We start from the raw sequence: 18,882 nt of genomic DNA on the forward strand, positions 1-18,882 counted from the left end.
CAGGCCGCCTTCGCGAGCAGGCTCGCTCCCACAGCGGAATGCATTCCAATGTGGGAGCGAGCCTCGCGATGGGGCCATCAGCCCCACCGAAGAAGTCAGCGCTTAAACCGCATCCCGCGGCAGCATCAACCCCAGCGGCAAGCGCACCCGCGCTTCCAGCCCTCCGCCGGAACGGTTGCGCAGTTCAACATTGCCACCATGCATCGAAGCAATCCGCTTCACGATCGCCAACCCCAAACCGGTGCCCTTCCCGCCCCGTGCACGGTCGCCACGGGTGAACGGGTTGAAGATCGCTTCCAGTTCCGCAGGATCGATTCCAGCACCACGATCCATCACGCTCAGCACCACATAAGGCGCGGCGGTGTCCCCGGATACGTATGCCGCCACTTCCACGCCGCTGCCGGCGTGATGCAGCGCGTTGCCAATCAGGTTATTCAACAGTCGTTTCATCGACACCCGACGCAGCGGGAATGGCTGGATCGGCTCCAGACGCAAGCGCACTTTTTCCTCGGTCTGGTTGTACGGCGCGGCGACTTCGCGGACCAGGTCACTCAGGTCCACCTCTTCCACCGACTCATCGCGCCCATCGCGAATGAACGCCAGGAATTGATCGAGAATCGCGTCCATGTCTTCGATGTCGCGAACCATGTCGTCGGTCAGGTCGCTGCGGTCGCCCATCAGCTCCAGGGACAAGCGTAAACGAGTCAGTGGCGTACGCAGGTCGTGGGACACCCCGGCCAGCATCAGTTCGCGCTCGCGACCGGCCTGCTCGACATCTTCGGCCATCTGGTTGAAGGCGCGATACACCTCGGTCATTTCACTGGGTGTATCGCTGATCGGCAGACGCACGCTGCGACCCTGGCCGAGTTGGCGTGCGGCATAGACCAGGCGCTTCAGAGGCTGATTGAGCTGGCTGACAAAAATCCACGCCGCAGCAGTGGACAGCAAGCCAATGGCGAGAAACCAGCCCAGGACGTTCCAGATTTTCTGGCCGCGCAGCGGATGCGGGTACAGCGGTACTTTCAACCAGCCTTCGCCCAGGCTTGGCGCCCGGACCCACAATGCCGGCGGTGCATGCATGCGCAATCGCACCTCGGTGTCCGCCCCCAGTTCGGCCTGCATCTGCCGCTGGTAGATCTCGCTGTAGGGCCAATGTTGCTCACCTTCCGGCACGCCGGCACCTACCACCCGTATCAGGGGTACGGCATCGGCGATCTTGTCGCGGTTATTTTCATCGGCGGCCCAATAGGCGCGCAGTGTCAGGGCGACACCGTGACTGTACTGACGGTCCACCAGCACGTCTTCGTTCATCAACAGATAAACCAGGGTCAGCGCTTTGGAAAACAGGACGACGATGAGCACCAGCCAAAGGGTGCGGGAGAAGAAGCTCTGGGGGAACCAAACCGGGGTTTTCATGGATAACCGCTACATACTTGCAGGAGCGAGCCATGCTCGCATATTGCGGATCGCGAGTCTGCGGGCGGGATCATCTGATCCGTCGCCCGTACGACCCGCTCCTACAAATCACCGATCACTTGGTGGCGGTGCCATCCGGAACGAACACGTAGCCTACACCCCAAACCGTCTGGATATAACGCGGCTTGGATGGATCCGGCTCGATCATCCGGCGCAGACGGGAGATCTGCACGTCGATGGAACGCTCCAGGGCATCCCATTCGCGGCCACGGGCCAGGTTCATCAGTTTGTCGCGCGTCAGCGGCTGACGGGCATTCATCACCAGGGCCTTGAGTACCGCAAACTCACCGGTGGTGAGCATGTGCACTTCTTCACCACGCTTGAGCTCGCGGGTGGCCAGGGACAGTTCGTAGTCACCGAAGGTCACGCTTTCATCTTCGCTGCCCGGTGCGCCAGGTACCGGGGCCGATTGACGACGCAACACAGCCTTGACGCGCGCCATCAGCTCGTCCGGGTTGAATGGCTTGGCCAGGTAATCGTCGGCGCCCAGTTCCAGGCCCTTGATACGGCTCAGCTCATCGCCCTTGGCGGTCAGCATGATGATCGGAATCTGATTGTTCGCGCCGCGCAGGCGGCGGCAGGCGGTCAGGCCGTCTTCGCCGGGCAGCATCAGGTCGAGGACGACCAGGTTGAACACTTCGCGTGCCAGCAGGCGATCCATTTGCTCGGTGTTCGGGACGGCACGGGCGCGGTAGCCCTTGCTGACGAAAAAACGCTCCAGCAGGCTGCTGAGGCCCGGATCGTCGTCAACAATAAGAATTTTCTCACCTTCAGCAATGTTTGCAGTGCTGCTCATTGGATGCTCCTTTGATCTCGGCGCGCATTATGGCGTAGCTGCCGTTATACGCACCGTGTGCATTGTTAGCAGATTTTTCCTTTACCGCCAGAAAACCGGCCGTTACACCTGTACCCCGTGATGCCCCCTAACGGCAGAACGCTGGTTATAATGCGCGGCCATTTGTGTCAGGCAACATCGGACCGGTACTACAGACAGGCGCTATTTATTTTCGTAGCGTTGGCAGTATTTGTTCGATTTCACGGGTCAACGGAGTGCCTGTTGACTCAGGTAGCGGCGCAGGCCAGGCCGCTCAACCAGACTCGCCAAGCCCCTATTTCTGCGCCTGCGAGCCTGCTTTCACAATTTGTCAGGTGGTTTTATGGACAGCATCAACAGCCGCATCGCCGAGGAACTCGGCGTACGCCCACAACAGGTCGAAGCGGCCGTCGCGCTACTCGATGAAGGCTCTACGGTTCCCTTCATCGCCCGTTACCGGAAAGAAGTGACCGGCAGCCTCGATGACATCCAGCTGCGTCATCTGGAAGAGCGTCTGCGCTACCTGCGAGAACTCGACGAACGGCGCATCAGCATCCTTGCCAGCATCCAGGAGCAAGGCAAGCTGACCCCGCAACTCGAGCGTGACATCAAGCTCGCCGACACCAAGACCCGCCTCGAAGACTTGTACCTGCCGTACAAGCAGAAGCGCCGCACCAAGGGCCAAATCGCCCTCGAAGCCGGCCTCGGCGACCTGGCCGACGGCCTGTTCAACGACCCGACACTAACACCGGATGCCGAAGCCGCCCGCTTCGTCGATGCCGAAAAAGGCGTGGCCGATGTGAAGGCGGCCCTCGAAGGCGCCAAATACATCCTGATGGAGCGCTTCGCCGAGGACGCCGGCCTGCTGGACAAGCTGCGCAATTACCTCAAGCAGGAAGCCACCCTCAGTGCCCGCGTGATCGCCGGCAAGGAAGAGGAAGGCGCCAAGTTCCGCGACTACTTCGAACACGACGAACCGCTCAAAAGCATGCCATCGCACCGCGCGCTGGCGATTTTCCGTGGTCGCAACGAAGGCATCCTCAGCTCCGCGCTGAAAGTCGGCGACGAGTTGCCGGGCACCATGCATCCGTGCGAAGGCATGATCGGCCAGCACGTCGGCATCCAGAACCAGAACCGCGCCGCCGACAAATGGCTGGGCGAAGTGGTGCGCTGGACCTGGAAGGTCAAGCTCTACACCCACCTGGAAACCGACCTGCTGGGCGAACTGCGCGATAGCGCTGAAACCGAGGCGATCAACGTGTTCGCCCACAACCTGCACGACCTGCTGCTGTCGGCCCCGGCCGGCCCGCGCGCCACCCTGGGCCTCGACCCGGGCCTGCGCACCGGTTGCAAGGTCGCCGTGGTCGATTCCACCGGCAAGCTGCTGGATCACGCCACGGTCTACCCGCACGTGCCGCACAACAAGTGGGACCAGACCATCGCGATTCTTGCCGCCCTGTGCGCCAAGCACTCCGTGGACCTGATCGCCATCGGCAACGGCACCGCCAGCCGTGAAACCGACAAGCTGGCCGCTGAGCTGATCAAAAAATACCCGGCCATGAAGATGACCAAAGTCATGGTCTCTGAAGCCGGTGCATCGGTTTACTCGGCGTCGGAACTGGCGTCCAAGGAATTCCCGGACCTGGACGTGTCGATCCGTGGCGCCGTGTCGATTGCCCGCCGCCTGCAAGACCCGCTGGCCGAGCTGGTGAAGATCGATCCGAAATCCATCGGTGTCGGTCAGTACCAGCACGACGTGTCGCAGCTGAAACTGGCGCGCGGCCTGGATGCGGTGGTCGAGGACTGCGTGAACGCCGTGGGCGTGGACGTGAACACCGCTTCCGTGGCGCTGCTGGCGCGCATTTCCGGCCTCAACGCGACCCTGGCGCAGAACATCGTCAGCCACCGCGACGAGCACGGCGCGTTCAAAACCCGCGCCGCGCTGAAGAAAGTCGCGCGCCTGGGCGAAAAAACCTTCGAACAGGCCGCTGGCTTCCTGCGCGTCATGAACGGCGAGAACCCGCTGGATTCGTCCGCCGTGCACCCGGAAGCCTATCCGCTGGTGCAGCGTATCGCGGCTGAAACCGACCGCGACATTCGCTCGCTGATTGGCGATGCCGCGTTCCTCAAGCGCCTCGATCCAAAGAAATACACCGACGAAACCTTCGGCCTGCCGACCGTGACCGACATTCTCCAGGAGCTGGAAAAACCGGGGCGCGATCCACGTCCGGAGTTCAAGACCGCCGAGTTCCAGGAAGGCGTCGAAGACCTCAAGGACTTGCAACTGGGCATGATCCTCGAAGGCGTGGTGACCAACGTGACCAACTTCGGCGCATTCGTCGACATCGGCGTGCATCAGGACGGTTTGGTGCATATCTCCGCACTATCGGAGAAGTTCATCAAAGATCCGCGGGAAGCGGTGAAAGCCGGTGATGTGGTGAAAGTGAAGGTCATGGAAGTCGACATCCCGCGTAAACGCGTGGGCCTGTCGATGCGCATGAGCGACACCCCGGGCGAGAAAATCGACGGTGCCCGTGGTGCACGTCCGGGATCGGCCCCGCGCCAATCCCAGAACACCGCGCCACGCAAGGAAACCACGGCGGCGGCTCCGGCCAACAACGCCATGGCTTCGCTGTTCGCCAACGCCAAGCAATTGAAGAAACGCTGATGGACATCCCGGCCGGGCTGACCGAAAGCGCGTTTTTCAAGCTGCTGGGCTGTCGCTTGCACAGCCTGGAAACCGGGGTGGCGCAAGTCGCCCTGGCGCTGGAACCACAGTTACGCAATCGCGGTGGCAAGCTGCACGGTGGGGCCTTGTTCAGTCTGGTGGACATTGCCATGGGGCTGGCCTGTTCCAGCACCCACGGCTTTGACCAGCAGAGCGCGACCATCGAATGCAAGATCAACTACATCCGCGCCGTCGCTGACGGTGAGGTGATGTGCACGGCGCGGGTGATCCACCCGGGCCGGCGCACGCTGGTGGTCGAGGCCGATGTGATGCAAGGCGACAAACTCGTCGCAAAAGCACAAGGCACGTTCGCAGTCCTGTAGCTACGGATCATCGATTTGAGTTAATTTCGGCGCAATGAAACCTGTGGGAGCGAGCACGCTCGCTCCCACAGGAATTGTGCGGTTATTGACTGACCGGCATATGGCCTGAGCGGCTCCAAAAACCAGGCGAAAACGCCAGTTTTAACTTCACCCTTGTAGACCGTCTTGCCCACCCCCATATTGGGGCGACTGACGCGTGAAGGAATCCAACTTGAGCGAACTTCTCAACCGCCGCCTGGCCCTGCTCGGCGAGCGCGCTAACCTCTCTCTGCTCGAACAGTGTCTTCACGGCATCGAACGTGAATGCCTGCGCGTGACCGATGAAGGTCGCCTGGCGCAAACGCCGCACCCGGAAGCATTGGGTTCCGCGCTGACCAACGAACAGATCACCACCGATTATTCCGAATCGCTGCTGGAGTTCATCACCCCGGCCCTGCCCGACCCGGCGGACACGCTGGCGAGCCTGGACAAGATTCATCGCTTTGCCTACAGCAAGCTCGGCAACGAGTACCTGTGGAGTCCATCGATGCCGTGCCCGCTGCCGGCCGAGGAAGATATCCCGATCGCCTATTACGGCACGTCCAACATCGGTCAGCTCAAATACGTCTACCGCAAGGGCCTGGCCCTGCGTTACGGCAAGACCATGCAGTGCATTGCCGGGATTCACTACAACTTTTCCCTGCCGGAGAAACTCTGGCCCCTGCTCAAGCAGGCCGAAGGTTTCGTCGGCACCGACCGCGACTATCAGTCGTCGGCCTACATCGCCCTGATCCGCAACTTCCGCCGCTACAGCTGGCTGCTGATGTACCTGTTCGGCGCATCGCCGGCATTGGACGCCGGCTTTCTGCGCGGTCGCTCGCATCAGTTGGAACAGCTGGATCCGGACACCCTGTACCTGCCTTATGCCACCAGCCTGCGCATGAGTGACCTGGGTTACCAGAGCAACGCCCAGGCCGGCCTGACGCCGTGCTACAACGACCTGAGCAGCTACATCGACAGCCTGCGCAAAGCGGTGGCCACGCCCTATGCGCCGTACGTCGAAGTCGGTACCCACAAGGACGGTGAGTGGGTTCAACTCAACACCAACATCCTGCAGATCGAAAACGAGTACTACTCCAACATCCGCCCCAAACGCGTGACCTACACCGGCGAACGGCCGATCCAGGCGCTGATGGCCCGCGGCATCCAGTACGTTGAAGTTCGCTGCCTGGACATCAACCCGTTCCTGCCGACGGGCATCGATCTCACCGAATCGCGTTTCCTCGACGCTTTCCTGCTGTACTGCGCCCTGAACGACAGCCCGCTGCTGACCAACACCAGTTGCGGCAATGCGACCTCGAACTTCCTCAGCGTGGTCAAGGAAGGTCGCCGTCCGGGCCTGCAACTGCAACGCGACGGTCACCCCGTTGACCTGAAAGAGTGGGCCGCACAATTGCTGGAAAACATCGCGCCACTGGCGGCGATGCTCGATCAGAGCCACGGCGGCGATGCCCACAGCAAGGCGCTGGATGCGCAGTTGGTCAAGGTTCGGGACCCGTCCCTGACGCCATCGGCCCAGGTCCTGGCGGCCATGGCCGAGCACAAGGAAAGCTTTGTCCAGTTCTCCCTGCGCCAGAGCCGCGCGCACGCGGAGTTTTTCCGCAGCGAACCATTGCCGGCTGAAGAACAGGCCCGGTTTGAAGAACTGGCGCGTACGTCGCTGGCTCAACAGGCGGAGCTGGAACAGAACGAAGTTGGCGATTTCGACGTGTTTGTCGGGTCGTATCAGGCGAGCATCCTGGCGATCAGCAACTAACATCAGAAGGTCCTTCGGACCTTATCGCGAGCAGGCTCGCTCCCACAGTGGACTTTCAGTGTTGCCACAACTGTGCACACACCTGTGAGTACTGTGGCAGCGAGCCCGCTCGCGATTGAGCACGCAGCGGACACGCTTAGGTTTTTCCGCTAATAAGCTAATTCGAAAAAGTTATTTATTTTTGGATTCTTATATCATTTAGTCTCCTTTCACGCCGACTCTCGGTCGCCTGACAAGGAGCTTCTCGATGAAACTGCATTTCCCTCTTCGCCTGCTGGCGGCCGCCTCTCTGGCCGCAGCGAGTTTCTTTGCCCAGGCGGCTGACGTGACTGTCGCCTACCAGACCACCGTTGACCCGGCGAAAGTCGCCCAGGCCGACGGCGCCTATGAAAAAGCCACCAAGGCCGACATCAGCTGGCGCAAATTCGATAACGGTGCCGACGTCATCGCCGCCATCGCCTCCGGCGACGTGCAGATCGGCTACCTCGGCTCCAGCCCCCTGACGGCGGCCATTACCCGCAAAGTCCCGGTGGAAACCTTCCTCATCGCCACCCAGATCGGCGCCGCCGAAGCGCTGGTGGCCCGTGACGGTTCCGGGATCAAGACCCCACAAGACCTGATCGGCAAAAAAATTGCCGTGCCATTCGTTTCCACCGGCCACTACAGCCTACTGGCCGCGCTGAAGCACTGGAACATCGATCCGTCGAAAGTAACCGTCCTCAACCTTGCTCCGCCCGCCATCATCGCCGCATGGAAACGCGGTGACATCGATGCCACCTACGTATGGGACCCGGCCCTGGGCGTCGCCAAGGAAAACGGCAAAGTGCTGATCACCTCCGGCGAACTGGCCAAGTTCGGCGCGCCGACCTTCGATGCCTGGATCGTGCGTAAAGACTTCGCCGAGAAGCACCCGGAAATCGTCACCGCGTTCGCCAAAGTGACCCTCGATGCCTACGCCGACTACCGCAAAGACCCGAAAGCCTGGCTGGCCAATCAGAGCAATGTCGACAAGCTTGTAAAACTGTCTGGCGCCAAGGCCAGCGATATTCCGCTGCTGCTGCAAGGCAACGTTTATCCGCTGGCGGCTGATCAGGTCATCACCCTCGGCGCGCCGACCACCAAGGCCATCACCGACACCGCCGCGTTCCTCAAGGAACAAGGCAAGGTCGAGGCTGTACTGCCGGACTACGCGCCGTACGTCAGCGCCAAGTTCATTACTAACTGATCGGGAGTTCATCGCCATGGCCTTGCTACAGCTGGAGCGCATCAGCGCACAGTACCCAGGCAGCCCGGAACCGGTGCTGTCGGATATTTCCCTGACCCTGGGGCCCCAGCAATTGCTGGTCGCCCTCGGCCCGTCCGGCAGTGGCAAGACTTCGCTGTTGAACCTGATTGCCGGTTTCGTCGAACCCAGCGCCGGGCGCATCACCCTCGATGGCGTGCCGGTCAAAGGCCCGAGCGCCGAACGCGGCGTGGTGTTCCAGGACGACGCCCTGCTGCCTTGGCAGGACGTGCTGGCCAACGTCGGCTTCGGCCTGGAACTGGCCGGCATCTCTCGGGAAAAACGCGAAATCCGCGCCCGGGAAATGCTGGCGCTGGTGGACCTTTCCGGCTTTGAAAACCGTCGCATCTGGCAACTGTCCGGTGGGCAGAAGCAGCGCGTCGGCCTGGCCCGCGCCCTCGCTGCCGACCCACGCGTTCTATTGATGGACGAACCCTTCGGCGCGCTCGATGCGTTCACCCGCGAGCAGATGCAGGAACTGCTGCTGCAAGTCTGGCGGCGCACGGCCAAACCGGTGTTCCTGATTACCCATGACATCGAGGAAGCGGTGTTCCTCGCCACCGACCTGATTCTGCTGGCGCCCAATCCGGGGCAAATCGTCGAGCGCCTGAGCCTGGACTTCGGTCAGCGTTACGCGGCCGGCGAGTCGGCTCGGGCGATCAAATCCGACCCGCGCTTCATCGAAACCCGCGAACACGTGCTCGACAGAGTCTTCTCCCAACGCAGCGCCGCCCAGCGGCAGGAGCGCGCATGAGCAGCTATGAAATCCCGGCCGTAGCGGTGAAACCTGGCGCTTCGGTGATTCCGGTTCGCCGCAGTTTGAGCACCCGCTGGATCAGCGTGCTGACGTTGATCGCCCTGGTGGTCATCTGGTGGGGCGTGACGGCGACCGGTTTGATTGAACCGCTGTTCCTGCCGCCACCGTCCGCCGTGCTGCAAAAAGGCTGGTTGCTGGCCACCAGCGGCTACATGGATTCAACCTTGTGGCAGCACCTGGGCGCGAGCCTCAGCCGAATCGGCCTGGGCCTGGGCTTCGCGGTGCTGACCGCCGTACCCGTTGGCATCGCCATCGGCCACAACCGCATCGCTCGCGGCGTTCTCGATCCGCTGATCGAGTTCTACCGCCCGATTCCACCGCTGGCCTATCTGCCGCTGATCGTGATCTGGTGCGGCATCGGCGAGCTGTCGAAAGTGCTGCTGATCTACCTGGCCATTTTCGCCCCGATCGCCATCGCCACCGCCACTGGCGTGCGAACTGTCGACCCGGCGAAATTGCGCGCCGCGCAGTCGTTGGGCGCGACCCGCGCGCAGTTGATTCGCCATGTGATTCTGCCGAGCGCGTTGCCGGACATTTTGACCGGCGTGCGCATTGGCCTGGGTGTGGGCTGGTCGACACTGGTCGCCGCCGAATTGATCGCTGCCACCAGTGGCCTGGGCTTCATGGTGCAATCGGCCGCGCAGTTCCTGGTCACCGATGTGGTGGTCCTGGGGATTCTGGTGATCGCGCTGATTGCCTTTGCCATGGAGATGGGCCTGCGCGCCCTGCAACGCAAACTCGTGCCATGGCACGGCCAGGCTCACTAAAAATTGTCCTGTGAAAAACCTGTGGGAGCGAGCTTGCTCGCTCCACAGGAGTCAACACTCAGAATTGAAGAGAACCCTCATGAGCCACCTGAGCATCGTCCCCTTAAGCTCCGCCCTCGGCGCGCAGATCAGCGGCGTCGACATCAGCCAGCCGCTGAACCTGGAACAGCGTGACGCCATCGAGCAAGCGCTGCTCAAGCATCAGGTGCTGTTCTTCCGCGACCAACCGATCACGCCACAGCAGCAAGCGCGTTTCGCGGCCTATTTCGGTGACCTGCACATTCACCCGATCTACCCGAACGTGCCGGAACAACCGGAAGTGCTGATCCTCGACACCGCCGTCACCGACGTTCGGGATAACGCGATCTGGCACACCGACGTGACCTTCCTGCCCACCCCGGCGATGGGCGCGGTGCTCAGCGCCAAGCTGTTGCCGGAGTTCGGCGGCGACACCCTGTGGGCGAGCGGGATCGCGGCGTACGAGGCCTTGTCCGTGCCGATGAAAACCTTGCTCGAAGGGCTGACCGCCACCCACGACTTCACCCGTTCGTTCCCGATGGAACGCTATGGCAACACACCGCAGGCGCTGGTGCAGTGGGAAGAAGCACGACGCAAGAATCCGCCGCTGTCGCATCCGGTGATCCGCACCCACCCGGTGAGCGGACGCCGCTCGCTGTTCGTCAATGAAGGCTTCACGTCGAAGATTAACGAGCTGTCGGAAACCGAAAGCGAGGCGATTTTGAAGTTCCTGTTCGCCCACGCCACCCGGCCGGAATTCACCATTCGCTGGCGCTGGCAGAAAGACGACATCGCGTTCTGGGATAACCGCGTGACACAACATTACGCGGTGGACGATTACCGGCCGGCGCGGCGGGTGATGCAGCGCGCGACGGTGTTGGGGGATGTGCCGTTTTTTAGGTGAGCCCTGATTTTTTCACTGATGTTAACGGACAGGCGCCGAAAAACCTGGCGCCCGAACACTTACTCAGCCGTCGAAGGCTTCTCCCACAAATTGATCCCGCCCTCCTGGGCAAACCGGTCGATCTCTGCCAGTTCCTGCTCACTGAAACTCAAGTTCTTCAAGGCCCCGACGTTCTCGATAATCTGCTCCGGCCGGCTCGCACCGATCAGCGCCGAGGTCACGCGCGGGTCGCGCAGGGTCCAGGCCAGGGCCAGTTGCGCCAGACTTTGACCGCGACGCTTGGCGATCTCGTTGAGCGCACGCACATGGGCAATGTTCGCCTCGGACAGGTGCGAGGCCTGCAACGAACCACCGCCCGGACGGTTGACCCGCGCATCCGCCGGTACGCCGTTGAGGTACTTGTCGGTCAGCAAACCCTGAGCCAGAGGTGTGAAAGCAATCACACCCGTGCCGAGCTCGTCGGTGGTATCAAGCAGGTCTTTTTCCACCCAGCGATTGAGCAGGTTGTACGCTGGCTGATGGATCAGCAGCGGGACTTTCCACTCTTTGAGCAGCGCCGCCATTTCGCGGGTCTTCACCCCGGAATAGGACGAAATACCGATGTACAGCGCCTTGCCCTGTTGCACCGCGGTGGCCAGTGCGCTGGCGGTTTCTTCCAGCGGGGTGTCCGGGTCGAAACGGTGCGAGTAGAAAATGTCCACGTAGTCCACACCCAGGCGCTGCAGGCTCTGGTCGAGGCTGGCCAGCACGTACTTGCGCGAACCGCCGCCCTGGCCGTAAGGCCCCGGCCACATGTCCCAACCGGCCTTGCTGGAGATGATCAGCTCATCGCGGTATTGCTTGAAGTCTTCACGCAGCAAACGCCCGAAGTTGATCTCGGCGCTACCGTAGGGCGGGCCATAGTTGTTGGCCAGGTCGAAATGGTTGATGCCCAGGTCGAACGCGGTGCGCAACAACGCACGCTGGGTAGCGATCGGCGTGCTGTCGCCGAAGTTGTGCCACAGGCCCAGGGACAGCGCCGGCAGCACCAGCCCGCTGCGGCCCACGCGGCGGTAAGGAATGGAGTCATAGCGGTTTTCGGCAGCGGTGTAAGTCATCGAATCCTCTCTTGTCTGTCTTGAATCTGGTATCGACTGCTTCGCCAGTTGCCCAGCATACGCCCAGACAAACGCCAATAAACCCCGGATTCGGTGAATAGCTGAAACGTTTCACATATTTCATCATGAGCATTGTGACGCCGACCGCAGGCGACGATCTTTTGATCGTTACCTCGCCCCCGCAAACACCTCCCCCAACCAATCCACAAACACACGAACCCGTGGCGACAGGTGGCGGTTGTGGGGATAAAGCACTGACACCGGCATCGGCGGCGGTGGTGTCTCGGTGAGGACTTCCTTCACCAGGCCCTGGGCGATTTGCGTTTCCATCCGGTAGTGCGGGCACTGGATAAGCCCCAGCCCCGCAATCGCCGAGGCGGCGTAGATTTCTGCGCCAAACACCGAAATGCCGCCCTCGATGGCCACTTCCTTGAGCTCGCCATCGACCATGAATTCGAACGGGAACAACTTGGCGGTGGTGCGGGAAACGTAGTTCACCGCCCTGTGGTTTTTCAGGTCATCGAGACTGTGCGGTTCGCCGTATTGGCGCAGGTAGGCCGGGCTGGCGCAGGTGATCTGGCGCAGGCTGGCGACGCGTTTGCCGATCAGGGTCGAGTCGCTCAACGTGCCGGCGCGCAGCACGCAGTCGACGCCTTCGGCGATCAGGTCGACAAAACGGTCGGCCTCGCTGATCGACAGTTCGATGTCCGGGTATAGCGCCATGAATGGCGGCAGGGCCGGGATCACGAAGTGCCTGGCCAAAGTGCCGTGCAGGTCGACCCGCAAGCGGCCTTTGGGCGCCACGCCGCGAAACGCCAGCTCAGCCTCTTCCAGCTCCGCCAGCAACTGCACGCAACGCGGGTAGTAGGCCTCGCCATCCAGCGTCGGCCGCACCTTGCGCGTACTGCGCTCCAGCAACCGCGTTCCCAGCCAGGCTTCGAATTGGTTCAGCGTGTGGGTCAGGGTCGCGCGCGGCAGGTTCAGGTCATCCGCCGCCAGGGTGAAGCTGCTGCGCTCATAGATTCGCACGAACACCTTCATCGCTTTGACTTGATCCACGCTGAACTCCTGACGCTCGATTGTTGGCGATTATTGAACAGTCAAGGCAACTCTCGTGCATTTATCGGCCTGAGTAAACATGTGAAATTGGCGCCACTCCCCCATCAACAGGAACCCTCGCCATGACTACCCAGACTTCGAAAGTTGCCATCGTGACCGGCGCCTCCCGCGGCATCGGCGCGGTCATCGCCAAACAGCTGGCCGGCGTAGGTTTTGCCGTCGTCATCAACTACGCCAACAGCGCCACCGAAGCGTCAAAACGGGTGGTGGAATTGCGTCAGGCCGGCCATCAGGCCATCGCGATCAAGGCGGATGTGGCCAACGCCGAGGACGTGCGCCGGATGTTCGATGAGGCCGAAACACAGCTGGGCAAGGTTGATGTACTGGTCAACAACGCCGGCATTCTCAAGGTCATGCCGTTGGCGCAACACAGTGATGAACTGTTCGAGCAGACCTTCAACATCCACGCGCGCGGCACCTTCAACACCCTGCGTGAGGCGGCCACGCGCCTGAACGACGGCGGGCGGATCATCAACTTCTCCAGCAGCACCGTCGGCCTGAACCTGCCGGGTTACGCCGTGTACATCGCCAGCAAAGCGGCGGTGGAATCCCTGACCCAAGTGTTCGCCAAGGAAATGCGCGGTCGCAACATCACCGTCAATGCGGTGGCACCGGGCCCGGTGGCGACTGACCTGTTCCTGCACGGCAAGAGCGAAGAGCAGATCCAGACCTTCGCCAAAATGGCGCCACTGGAGCGCCTGGGCCAGCCGGAAGATATTGCCCGAGTGGTGTCGTTTCTGGCCGGGCCGGATTCGTCCTGGGTCAATGGGCAGATACTGCGGGTCAATGGTGGGTTGGTTTAAGCTGCTGTGGAGGCAGGCTAGACGCCTTCGCTGGCAAGCCAGCGAAGGCGGCCTCAAAAGCAGCACACCACTGGAGGAAATACCCGATGCACACCACCATCATCATCACCTTCGGCCTGATCCTCCTGGCGCTGATGCTGTTCATCGGCGAGAAAATCGGCTTCACCCGCCAGACCCTGGCCTACGGCTTTGTCGCGCTGTGGCTGGCGCTCACACTGATCAATTCCGCGGTCGGCATGGTTCACGCCGGCCAGCCATTGAGCACCGAAGTGGTGGTCGGCACCGTGGTGTTCAGCGTCCCGGTGGCGGCGCTGGTGTTGTTCATGGTGCTGACCACCGAAACCTGAGCCTGCGATCAACGCACCAGATGCAGGAATTGCATGTGCCGCTCGTACTGATCAAGGATGTCGTTGATGATCTGCTCCTTGGTGTAGCCCACCAGATCGTAGTTCTGACTGCCCTCGCTCAAATGCACTTCGGCCCGGTAATAACGACGGTTGTTGAGCTCCTTGGAGCCCATGCCGCCACGGGCAAATGACGGCGTGAAGTAGCCACGCATCTGCACCTGATAGATAAACGGATGCTCGTCACCGTGACCGATTTCCAGGCTGACGTTGTCATTGGCCGGGTCCGGCTGCGTGACGACCTTCAGGCCCTTTTCGACGAACACCGCCGAGACTTCTTCAATGGCCGGGCGCACCGTCGAATCGAGGAAGCGATAGACCTCGTCCCGCGACGGGAAATGCACCGCCTGGCTCAAGCGCTGACGCCAACCGCCACGCCGCGAGCCGGACACCGGCGCCAGGGAATGCAACTGTGCGATCTGCTTTTGCGATTCGAGATAAAACGCTTTGTGCAGCCCCCACATCATCAACAGCAAAATCAGCGAGAACGGCAGCGAAGTCAGCACCACCGCCGACTTCAGCGCATCGATGCTGCCGGAGAACAGCAGCGCACTGGTCACCAGCGCGGTCATCGCGCCCCAGAACACCCGCAGCCATTTCGGCCCGTCTTCATCCGGGTTGCCGCCCTTGGCGGACAGCGTCGACAACACCACCGTGCCGGAGTCGGCCGAGGTGACGAAGAACACGAAGCTGATGAACACCGTGACCGCAATCACGGTCTTGCTCCACGGGTAGGTTTCCAGCAGCAGGTAAAGGGTCATCGACGGGTTATCGATGGCTGACATGCCCAGCGCACTCATGCCGTGGTTGAGCACTTGATCGATGGCGCTGTTGCCGAAGATCGACATCCACGCCAGGGTGAAACCGAGCGGGATCAGCAGTACGCCGAAGACGAATTCGCGGATGGTGCGGCCACGGGAAATCCGCGCGATGAACAAGCCCACGAACGGCGACCACGCAATCCACCAGGCCCAATAGAACACCGTCCAGCCGCCGAGCCAGTCGCTGGGTTTGTCGTAGGCATACAGGTCGAAACTCTTCATCGGCAAGGCGCCGAGGTAGTCGCCGATATTCTGGATCAAGGTATTGAGCAGATGCTGCGTCGGGCCGGCGAACAACACGAACAGCAGCAACGCGCAGGCCAGCAGCATGTTGATGTCGGACATGACCCGCACGCCCTTGTCGACGCCGGAGACGGCAACGATGATCGCCGCCCCCATCATCAGCGTGATCAGGCCGACCTGAATCCACTGGGTGTGGGCGATGCCGAACAGGTAGTCCAGGCCCGAGTTGAGGTGCAGTACCCCAAAGCCCATGTCCGCACCGAGACCGAACACCGTGGCGATGATGCCGAAGCCATCCACCGCGTAGCCGATCGGCCCGTTGATGCGCTTGCCAATCAGCGGATACAGCGCCGAACGCAGGGCCAGCGGCAGGTTATGGCGGTAGGCGAAATAGGCCAGCGCCATGCCCACGAAAGCGAACACTCCCCAGCCGTGCAGACCCCAGTGCAGGAACAAAATCTGCATCGCCTGACGCGCCGCGTCCGCCGTGCCGGCCTCGCCCTGGGGTGGCTGCAGCATGTGGGTCAGCGGTTCGGACACACAGAAGAAAAACAGGGTGATGCTGATGCCGGCGGCGAACAACATGCCCGCCCAGGACAGGTAGCTGAACTCGGGCTCGTCGTGGTCGGCACCGAGCTTGATCTTGCCGTAGCCGGACAAGGCGGTGACCACCACGAAGACCAGATACAGCGTCATCGCCAGCATGTAGTACCAGCCGACCGTGTTGGCCGCCCAGTTTTGCGCCGCCAGCAACCAGGCACCGGCCTGTTCGGGCAGGGCGATGACCACGACGCCGAACAACAGAATGAAACTCGCCGCGAAGTAAAACACCGGCGGATTCATGCGGACCAGGCCGCTTGGAGGAAGGGACGATGCACTCATGAACGGTGCACCTCGACGGGGTAAAACGTGGCTGTAGAAATCGGACTCAGCAAAGGCAAGCCTCCTGTTGTGAGCGGGCGGCGAACCACCGGTTTAACTTGAATGAACGTTCAATTTAAACATGGATAGGGTGCTAAGGACTAATCGCAGGGCTCGGCGGTCGTTTTCCTGTGCCCGTTCAAGGAAGGGTATGAGGCAGGATTAAATCAACGCCGTCAGCTCGATTTGGCATGAAATCCAATCGCGAGCAAGCTCGCCCCTACAGTGGATCTTCAGTGAACACCCGAGAATCCTGTGGGAGCCAGCCTGCTCGCGATGAGGGCCTGTCAGTCAGCCAGGCTTTCTGGAATTACTTCTGCGCCCCATCGTCATGCTGCAGATTCGCCTGAGTCACGTTGCTGCCCGCCGGCACGCTGCGGGTCAGCCAGACGTTGCCGCCAATGGTCGAACCCTTGCCGATGGTGATCCGCCCCAGAATCGTCGCGCCGGCGTAGATCACCACGTCATCCTCGACAATCGGGTGACGCGGCTGACCCTTCTGCAATTGACCGTCTTCGTCCGCCGGGAAGCGCTTGGCGCCCAGGGTCACGGCCTGATAAATCCGTACGCGCTCGCCAATGATGGCCGTCTCGCCGATCACCACGCCTGTCCCGTGGTCGATGAAGAAACTGCGACCGATCTGCGCGCCGGGGTGTATGTCGATACCGGTGGCCGAGTGGGCGATTTCCGCACTGATCCGCGCCAGCAACGGCAACCCGGCGCGATACAAATGGTGGGCCAGGCGATGGTGAATCACCGCCAGAATCCCCGGATAGCACAGCAATACTTCATCGACGCTGCGCGCCGCCGGGTCACCGTGATAGGCGGCCAGAACGTCGGTGTCCAGCAGGCTGCGCAACCCCGGCAACGCGAGGGCGAAGTCCTGGATGATCTGGAGGGTCCTGGCCTCGACCTCGGTGTCGACCTGGGTACTGTGGCGCGCGGCATAGCGCAATTCGAGCCGTGCCTGAGCCAGCAAGGCGTTCAAGGCGACGTCGAGGGTATGGCCGACGTAGAAGTCTTCACTTTCCTCGCGCAGGTCCACTGGCCCCAGGCGCATCGGAAACAGCGCGCCGCACAGGGCTTCGAGAATCTCCGCCATGGCGGCGCGGGACGGCAACTCGCGCCCTCCCTGCTCGGTGCTGGCACGGCCGTTTTGCGCGCGCCACTGGTCACGGGCCGTGCGCAGCTGGCTGACGATGCTCTGCAATTGCCAATGGCTGGAACGCTCACTCACGGTAAAAACTCCTCACGGGCGGCCGGACAGTCTGGCCGCGTCACCGGCAATTACTTTACGGCAAGGTCTGCAAGCCAAATTAAGAACCAATTGTGCTGTGTTAAGCACCGTTGGCTATAAGCGATCGGCGGTTGGCGGTTGCCCCTTCAAATAGGCGTGCCTATAGTCCACACATCTCCCACCGCCAGTACGGAACCATGTTCAATCAAGAGCCGTTCAATCAAGAGCCGATCAAACAACAGCTTGCTCGCTTTAACCGTCTCGACCTGCTCGGTCAGCCCACCGCCCTGGAAAAACTCGAACGCCTGTCGACCTGGCTAGGGCGCGACGTCTATGTCAAACGCGATGACCTGACACCCCTGGCCATGGGCGGCAACAAGCTGCGCAAACTCGAGTACCTGGCCGCCGATGCCCTGGCGCAAGGTGCCGACACCTTGATCACCGCAGGCGCGATTCAGTCCAACCATGTGCGCCAGACCGCCGCCATTGCCGCCAAACTGGGCCTGGGCTGTGTAGCGCTGTTGGAAAATCCCCTCGGCACCGACGACGCCAACTACCTCGGCAATGGCAATCGGCTGTTGCTGGACCTGTTCGATGCCAAGGTCGAACAGGTGGAAAACCTCGACAATGCCGACGAGCAATTGCACGCCCTGGCCGCTCGCTTGCGCAGCAATGGCAAAAAACCGTACCTGGTGCCGATTGGCGGCTCCAATGCGCTGGGTGCCCTGGGTTATGTGCGTGCCGGGTTGGAACTGGCGGAACAGATCAAGGACACCGGCCTGAATTTCGCCGCCGTGGTCCTGGCCTCGGGCAGCGCCGGGACCCACAGCGGCCTGGCATTGGCCCTGAGTGAAGCACTGCCGGATTTGCCAGTAATTGGCGTTACGGTCTCCCGCAGCGATGAGGACCAGCGGCCGAAGGTACAGGGCCTGGCCGAGCGCACCGCCGAGTTGCTGGGCGTGAGCCTGCCGAAGAGCTTCAAGGTCGAGTTGTGGGACGAGTATTTCGCGCCGCGTTACGGCGAACCGAATGCCGGGACACTGGCGGCGGTGAAGCTGATGGCGAGTCAGGAAGGCCTGCTGCTCGACCCGGTCTACACCGGCAAAGCCATGGCCGGGTTACTGGATGGCATCGGTCGTCAACGCTTCGACGAAGGCCCGATCATCTTCCTGCACACCGGTGGGGCGCCGGCGTTGTTTGCCTACACAGCATTTCTGACTGACTGACCCTGAGGCGAGGGACCTTGTCGGGACGGTGGGGGGTGCGAAGCGCCCCCCCATTACGGTTGAACGGCTATCCCAATCGAATAACAG

Annotated in this window: 16 protein-coding genes; 10 read left to right on the top strand and 6 right to left on the bottom strand. The window is 61.6% G+C overall.

Annotation, left to right across the window (positions count from 1 at the left end):
- Positions 1 to 102: 102 nt before the first annotated feature.
- A complete protein-coding gene (locus BLV61_RS14080) occupies positions 103 to 1,416 on the bottom strand; it encodes an ATP-binding protein (protein WP_047536235.1) in 1,314 nt (437 codons plus the stop codon).
- 115 nt (positions 1,417 to 1,531) lie between these two features.
- Positions 1,532 to 2,272, bottom strand: a complete 741-nt coding sequence (gene ompR, locus BLV61_RS14085; protein ID WP_047536233.1) for an osmolarity response regulator transcription factor OmpR — start codon at positions 2,270 to 2,272, stop codon at positions 1,532 to 1,534.
- 361 nt (positions 2,273 to 2,633) lie between these two features.
- Here ompR and BLV61_RS14090 point away from each other — a divergent pair, with 361 nt between their 5' ends.
- The 7 genes from BLV61_RS14090 (at position 2,634) to tauD (ending at position 10,924) form a co-directional block, all read left to right on the top strand.
- Positions 2,634 to 4,958 (top strand): Tex family protein, encoded by a 2,325-nt coding sequence (locus tag BLV61_RS14090; RefSeq protein WP_090465834.1) that lies wholly within the window; start codon positions 2,634 to 2,636, stop codon positions 4,956 to 4,958.
- Complete coding sequence (locus tag BLV61_RS14095; protein ID WP_052193636.1) at positions 4,958 to 5,341, top strand: PaaI family thioesterase; 384 nt, start codon at positions 4,958 to 4,960, stop codon at positions 5,339 to 5,341. Before BLV61_RS14090 ends, BLV61_RS14095 begins: the two co-directional genes overlap by 1 nt.
- Before the next feature lie 211 nt (positions 5,342 to 5,552).
- Positions 5,553 to 7,136 (top strand): glutamate--cysteine ligase, encoded by a 1,584-nt coding sequence (gene gshA / locus BLV61_RS14100; protein ID WP_090465838.1) that lies wholly within the window; start codon positions 5,553 to 5,555, stop codon positions 7,134 to 7,136.
- A 247-nt stretch (positions 7,137 to 7,383) separates the two neighbouring features.
- Positions 7,384 to 8,361, top strand: coding sequence for a taurine ABC transporter substrate-binding protein (tauA, locus tag BLV61_RS14105; protein ID WP_090465841.1), 978 nt, complete (start codon positions 7,384 to 7,386; stop codon positions 8,359 to 8,361).
- 16 nt (positions 8,362 to 8,377) lie between these two features.
- The gene (gene tauB, locus BLV61_RS14110) at positions 8,378 to 9,172 is read left to right on the top strand and encodes a taurine ABC transporter ATP-binding subunit (RefSeq protein ID WP_090465846.1); all 795 of its coding nucleotides are present in this window, start codon (positions 8,378 to 8,380) and stop codon (positions 9,170 to 9,172) included.
- On the top strand, positions 9,169 to 10,002 hold the full coding sequence (gene tauC / locus BLV61_RS14115) for a taurine ABC transporter permease TauC (RefSeq protein ID WP_090465848.1): 834 nt from the start codon (positions 9,169 to 9,171) through the stop codon (positions 10,000 to 10,002). The genes tauB and tauC overlap by 4 nt, the downstream gene beginning before the upstream one ends.
- Before the next feature lie 79 nt (positions 10,003 to 10,081).
- Complete coding sequence (gene tauD, locus BLV61_RS14120; protein WP_090465851.1) at positions 10,082 to 10,924, top strand: taurine dioxygenase; 843 nt, start codon at positions 10,082 to 10,084, stop codon at positions 10,922 to 10,924.
- Between the two features lie 59 nt (positions 10,925 to 10,983).
- On the opposite strand, the gene mgrA is transcribed toward tauD, so the two are convergent.
- Positions 10,984 to 12,021, bottom strand: a complete 1,038-nt coding sequence (mgrA, locus tag BLV61_RS14125; protein WP_090465855.1) for an L-glyceraldehyde 3-phosphate reductase — start codon at positions 12,019 to 12,021, stop codon at positions 10,984 to 10,986.
- A gap of 168 nt (positions 12,022 to 12,189) precedes the next feature.
- The gene (locus tag BLV61_RS14130; protein WP_090465858.1) at positions 12,190 to 13,080 is read right to left on the bottom strand and encodes a LysR family transcriptional regulator; all 891 of its coding nucleotides are present in this window, start codon (positions 13,078 to 13,080) and stop codon (positions 12,190 to 12,192) included.
- Between the two features lie 122 nt (positions 13,081 to 13,202).
- On the opposite strand from BLV61_RS14130, the gene BLV61_RS14135 reads away from it, so the two are divergent.
- Together BLV61_RS14135 and BLV61_RS14140 are read left to right on the top strand one after the other, a co-directional pair.
- On the top strand, positions 13,203 to 13,943 hold the full coding sequence (locus BLV61_RS14135; RefSeq protein WP_090465861.1) for an SDR family oxidoreductase: 741 nt from the start codon (positions 13,203 to 13,205) through the stop codon (positions 13,941 to 13,943).
- Positions 13,944 to 14,029: 86 nt separating this feature from the next.
- Positions 14,030 to 14,290, top strand: coding sequence for a hypothetical protein (locus BLV61_RS14140; protein ID WP_090465864.1), 261 nt, complete (start codon positions 14,030 to 14,032; stop codon positions 14,288 to 14,290).
- Positions 14,291 to 14,298: 8 nt separating this feature from the next.
- Here BLV61_RS14140 and betT read toward each other — a convergent pair whose 3' ends face one another.
- Together betT and epsC are read right to left on the bottom strand one after the other, a co-directional pair.
- Positions 14,299 to 16,254, bottom strand: coding sequence for a choline transporter BetT (gene betT / locus BLV61_RS14145; RefSeq protein ID WP_167361840.1), 1,956 nt, complete (start codon positions 16,252 to 16,254; stop codon positions 14,299 to 14,301).
- Between the two features lie 388 nt (positions 16,255 to 16,642).
- Positions 16,643 to 17,569, bottom strand: coding sequence for a serine O-acetyltransferase EpsC (gene epsC, locus BLV61_RS14150; protein WP_090465867.1), 927 nt, complete (start codon positions 17,567 to 17,569; stop codon positions 16,643 to 16,645).
- 197 nt (positions 17,570 to 17,766) lie between these two features.
- On the opposite strand from epsC, the gene BLV61_RS14155 reads away from it, so the two are divergent.
- Complete coding sequence (locus BLV61_RS14155; RefSeq protein ID WP_047536186.1) at positions 17,767 to 18,795, top strand: D-cysteine desulfhydrase; 1,029 nt, start codon at positions 17,767 to 17,769, stop codon at positions 18,793 to 18,795.
- Positions 18,796 to 18,882: the final 87 nt, after the last annotated feature.

This window comes from Pseudomonas mohnii, assembly GCF_900105115.1.
Lineage (GTDB): Bacteria > Pseudomonadota > Gammaproteobacteria > Pseudomonadales > Pseudomonadaceae > Aquipseudomonas > Aquipseudomonas mohnii.

What these genes read in the sequence shown, in the direction of transcription:
- BLV61_RS14080 (WP_047536235.1), bottom strand. Translation starts at nt 1,416, where the DNA reads ATGAAAACCCCGGTTTGGTTCCCCCAGAGCTTCTTCTCCCGCACCCTT.
- ompR (WP_047536233.1), bottom strand. Translation starts at nt 2,272, where the DNA reads ATGAGCAGCACTGCAAACATTGCTGAAGGTGAGAAAATTCTTATTGTT.
- BLV61_RS14090 (WP_090465834.1), top strand. Translation starts at nt 2,634, where the DNA reads ATGGACAGCATCAACAGCCGCATCGCCGAGGAACTCGGCGTACGCCCA.
- BLV61_RS14095 (WP_052193636.1), top strand. Translation starts at nt 4,958, where the DNA reads ATGGACATCCCGGCCGGGCTGACCGAAAGCGCGTTTTTCAAGCTGCTG.
- tauA (WP_090465841.1), top strand. Translation starts at nt 7,384, where the DNA reads ATGAAACTGCATTTCCCTCTTCGCCTGCTGGCGGCCGCCTCTCTGGCC.
- tauB (WP_090465846.1), top strand. Translation starts at nt 8,378, where the DNA reads ATGGCCTTGCTACAGCTGGAGCGCATCAGCGCACAGTACCCAGGCAGC.
- tauC (WP_090465848.1), top strand. Translation starts at nt 9,169, where the DNA reads ATGAGCAGCTATGAAATCCCGGCCGTAGCGGTGAAACCTGGCGCTTCG.
- tauD (WP_090465851.1), top strand. Translation starts at nt 10,082, where the DNA reads ATGAGCCACCTGAGCATCGTCCCCTTAAGCTCCGCCCTCGGCGCGCAG.
- mgrA (WP_090465855.1), bottom strand. Translation starts at nt 12,021, where the DNA reads ATGACTTACACCGCTGCCGAAAACCGCTATGACTCCATTCCTTACCGC.
- BLV61_RS14135 (WP_090465861.1), top strand. Translation starts at nt 13,203, where the DNA reads ATGACTACCCAGACTTCGAAAGTTGCCATCGTGACCGGCGCCTCCCGC.
- BLV61_RS14140 (WP_090465864.1), top strand. Translation starts at nt 14,030, where the DNA reads ATGCACACCACCATCATCATCACCTTCGGCCTGATCCTCCTGGCGCTG.
- betT (WP_167361840.1), bottom strand. Translation starts at nt 16,254, where the DNA reads ATGAATCCGCCGGTGTTTTACTTCGCGGCGAGTTTCATTCTGTTGTTC.
- BLV61_RS14155 (WP_047536186.1), top strand. Translation starts at nt 17,767, where the DNA reads ATGTTCAATCAAGAGCCGTTCAATCAAGAGCCGATCAAACAACAGCTT.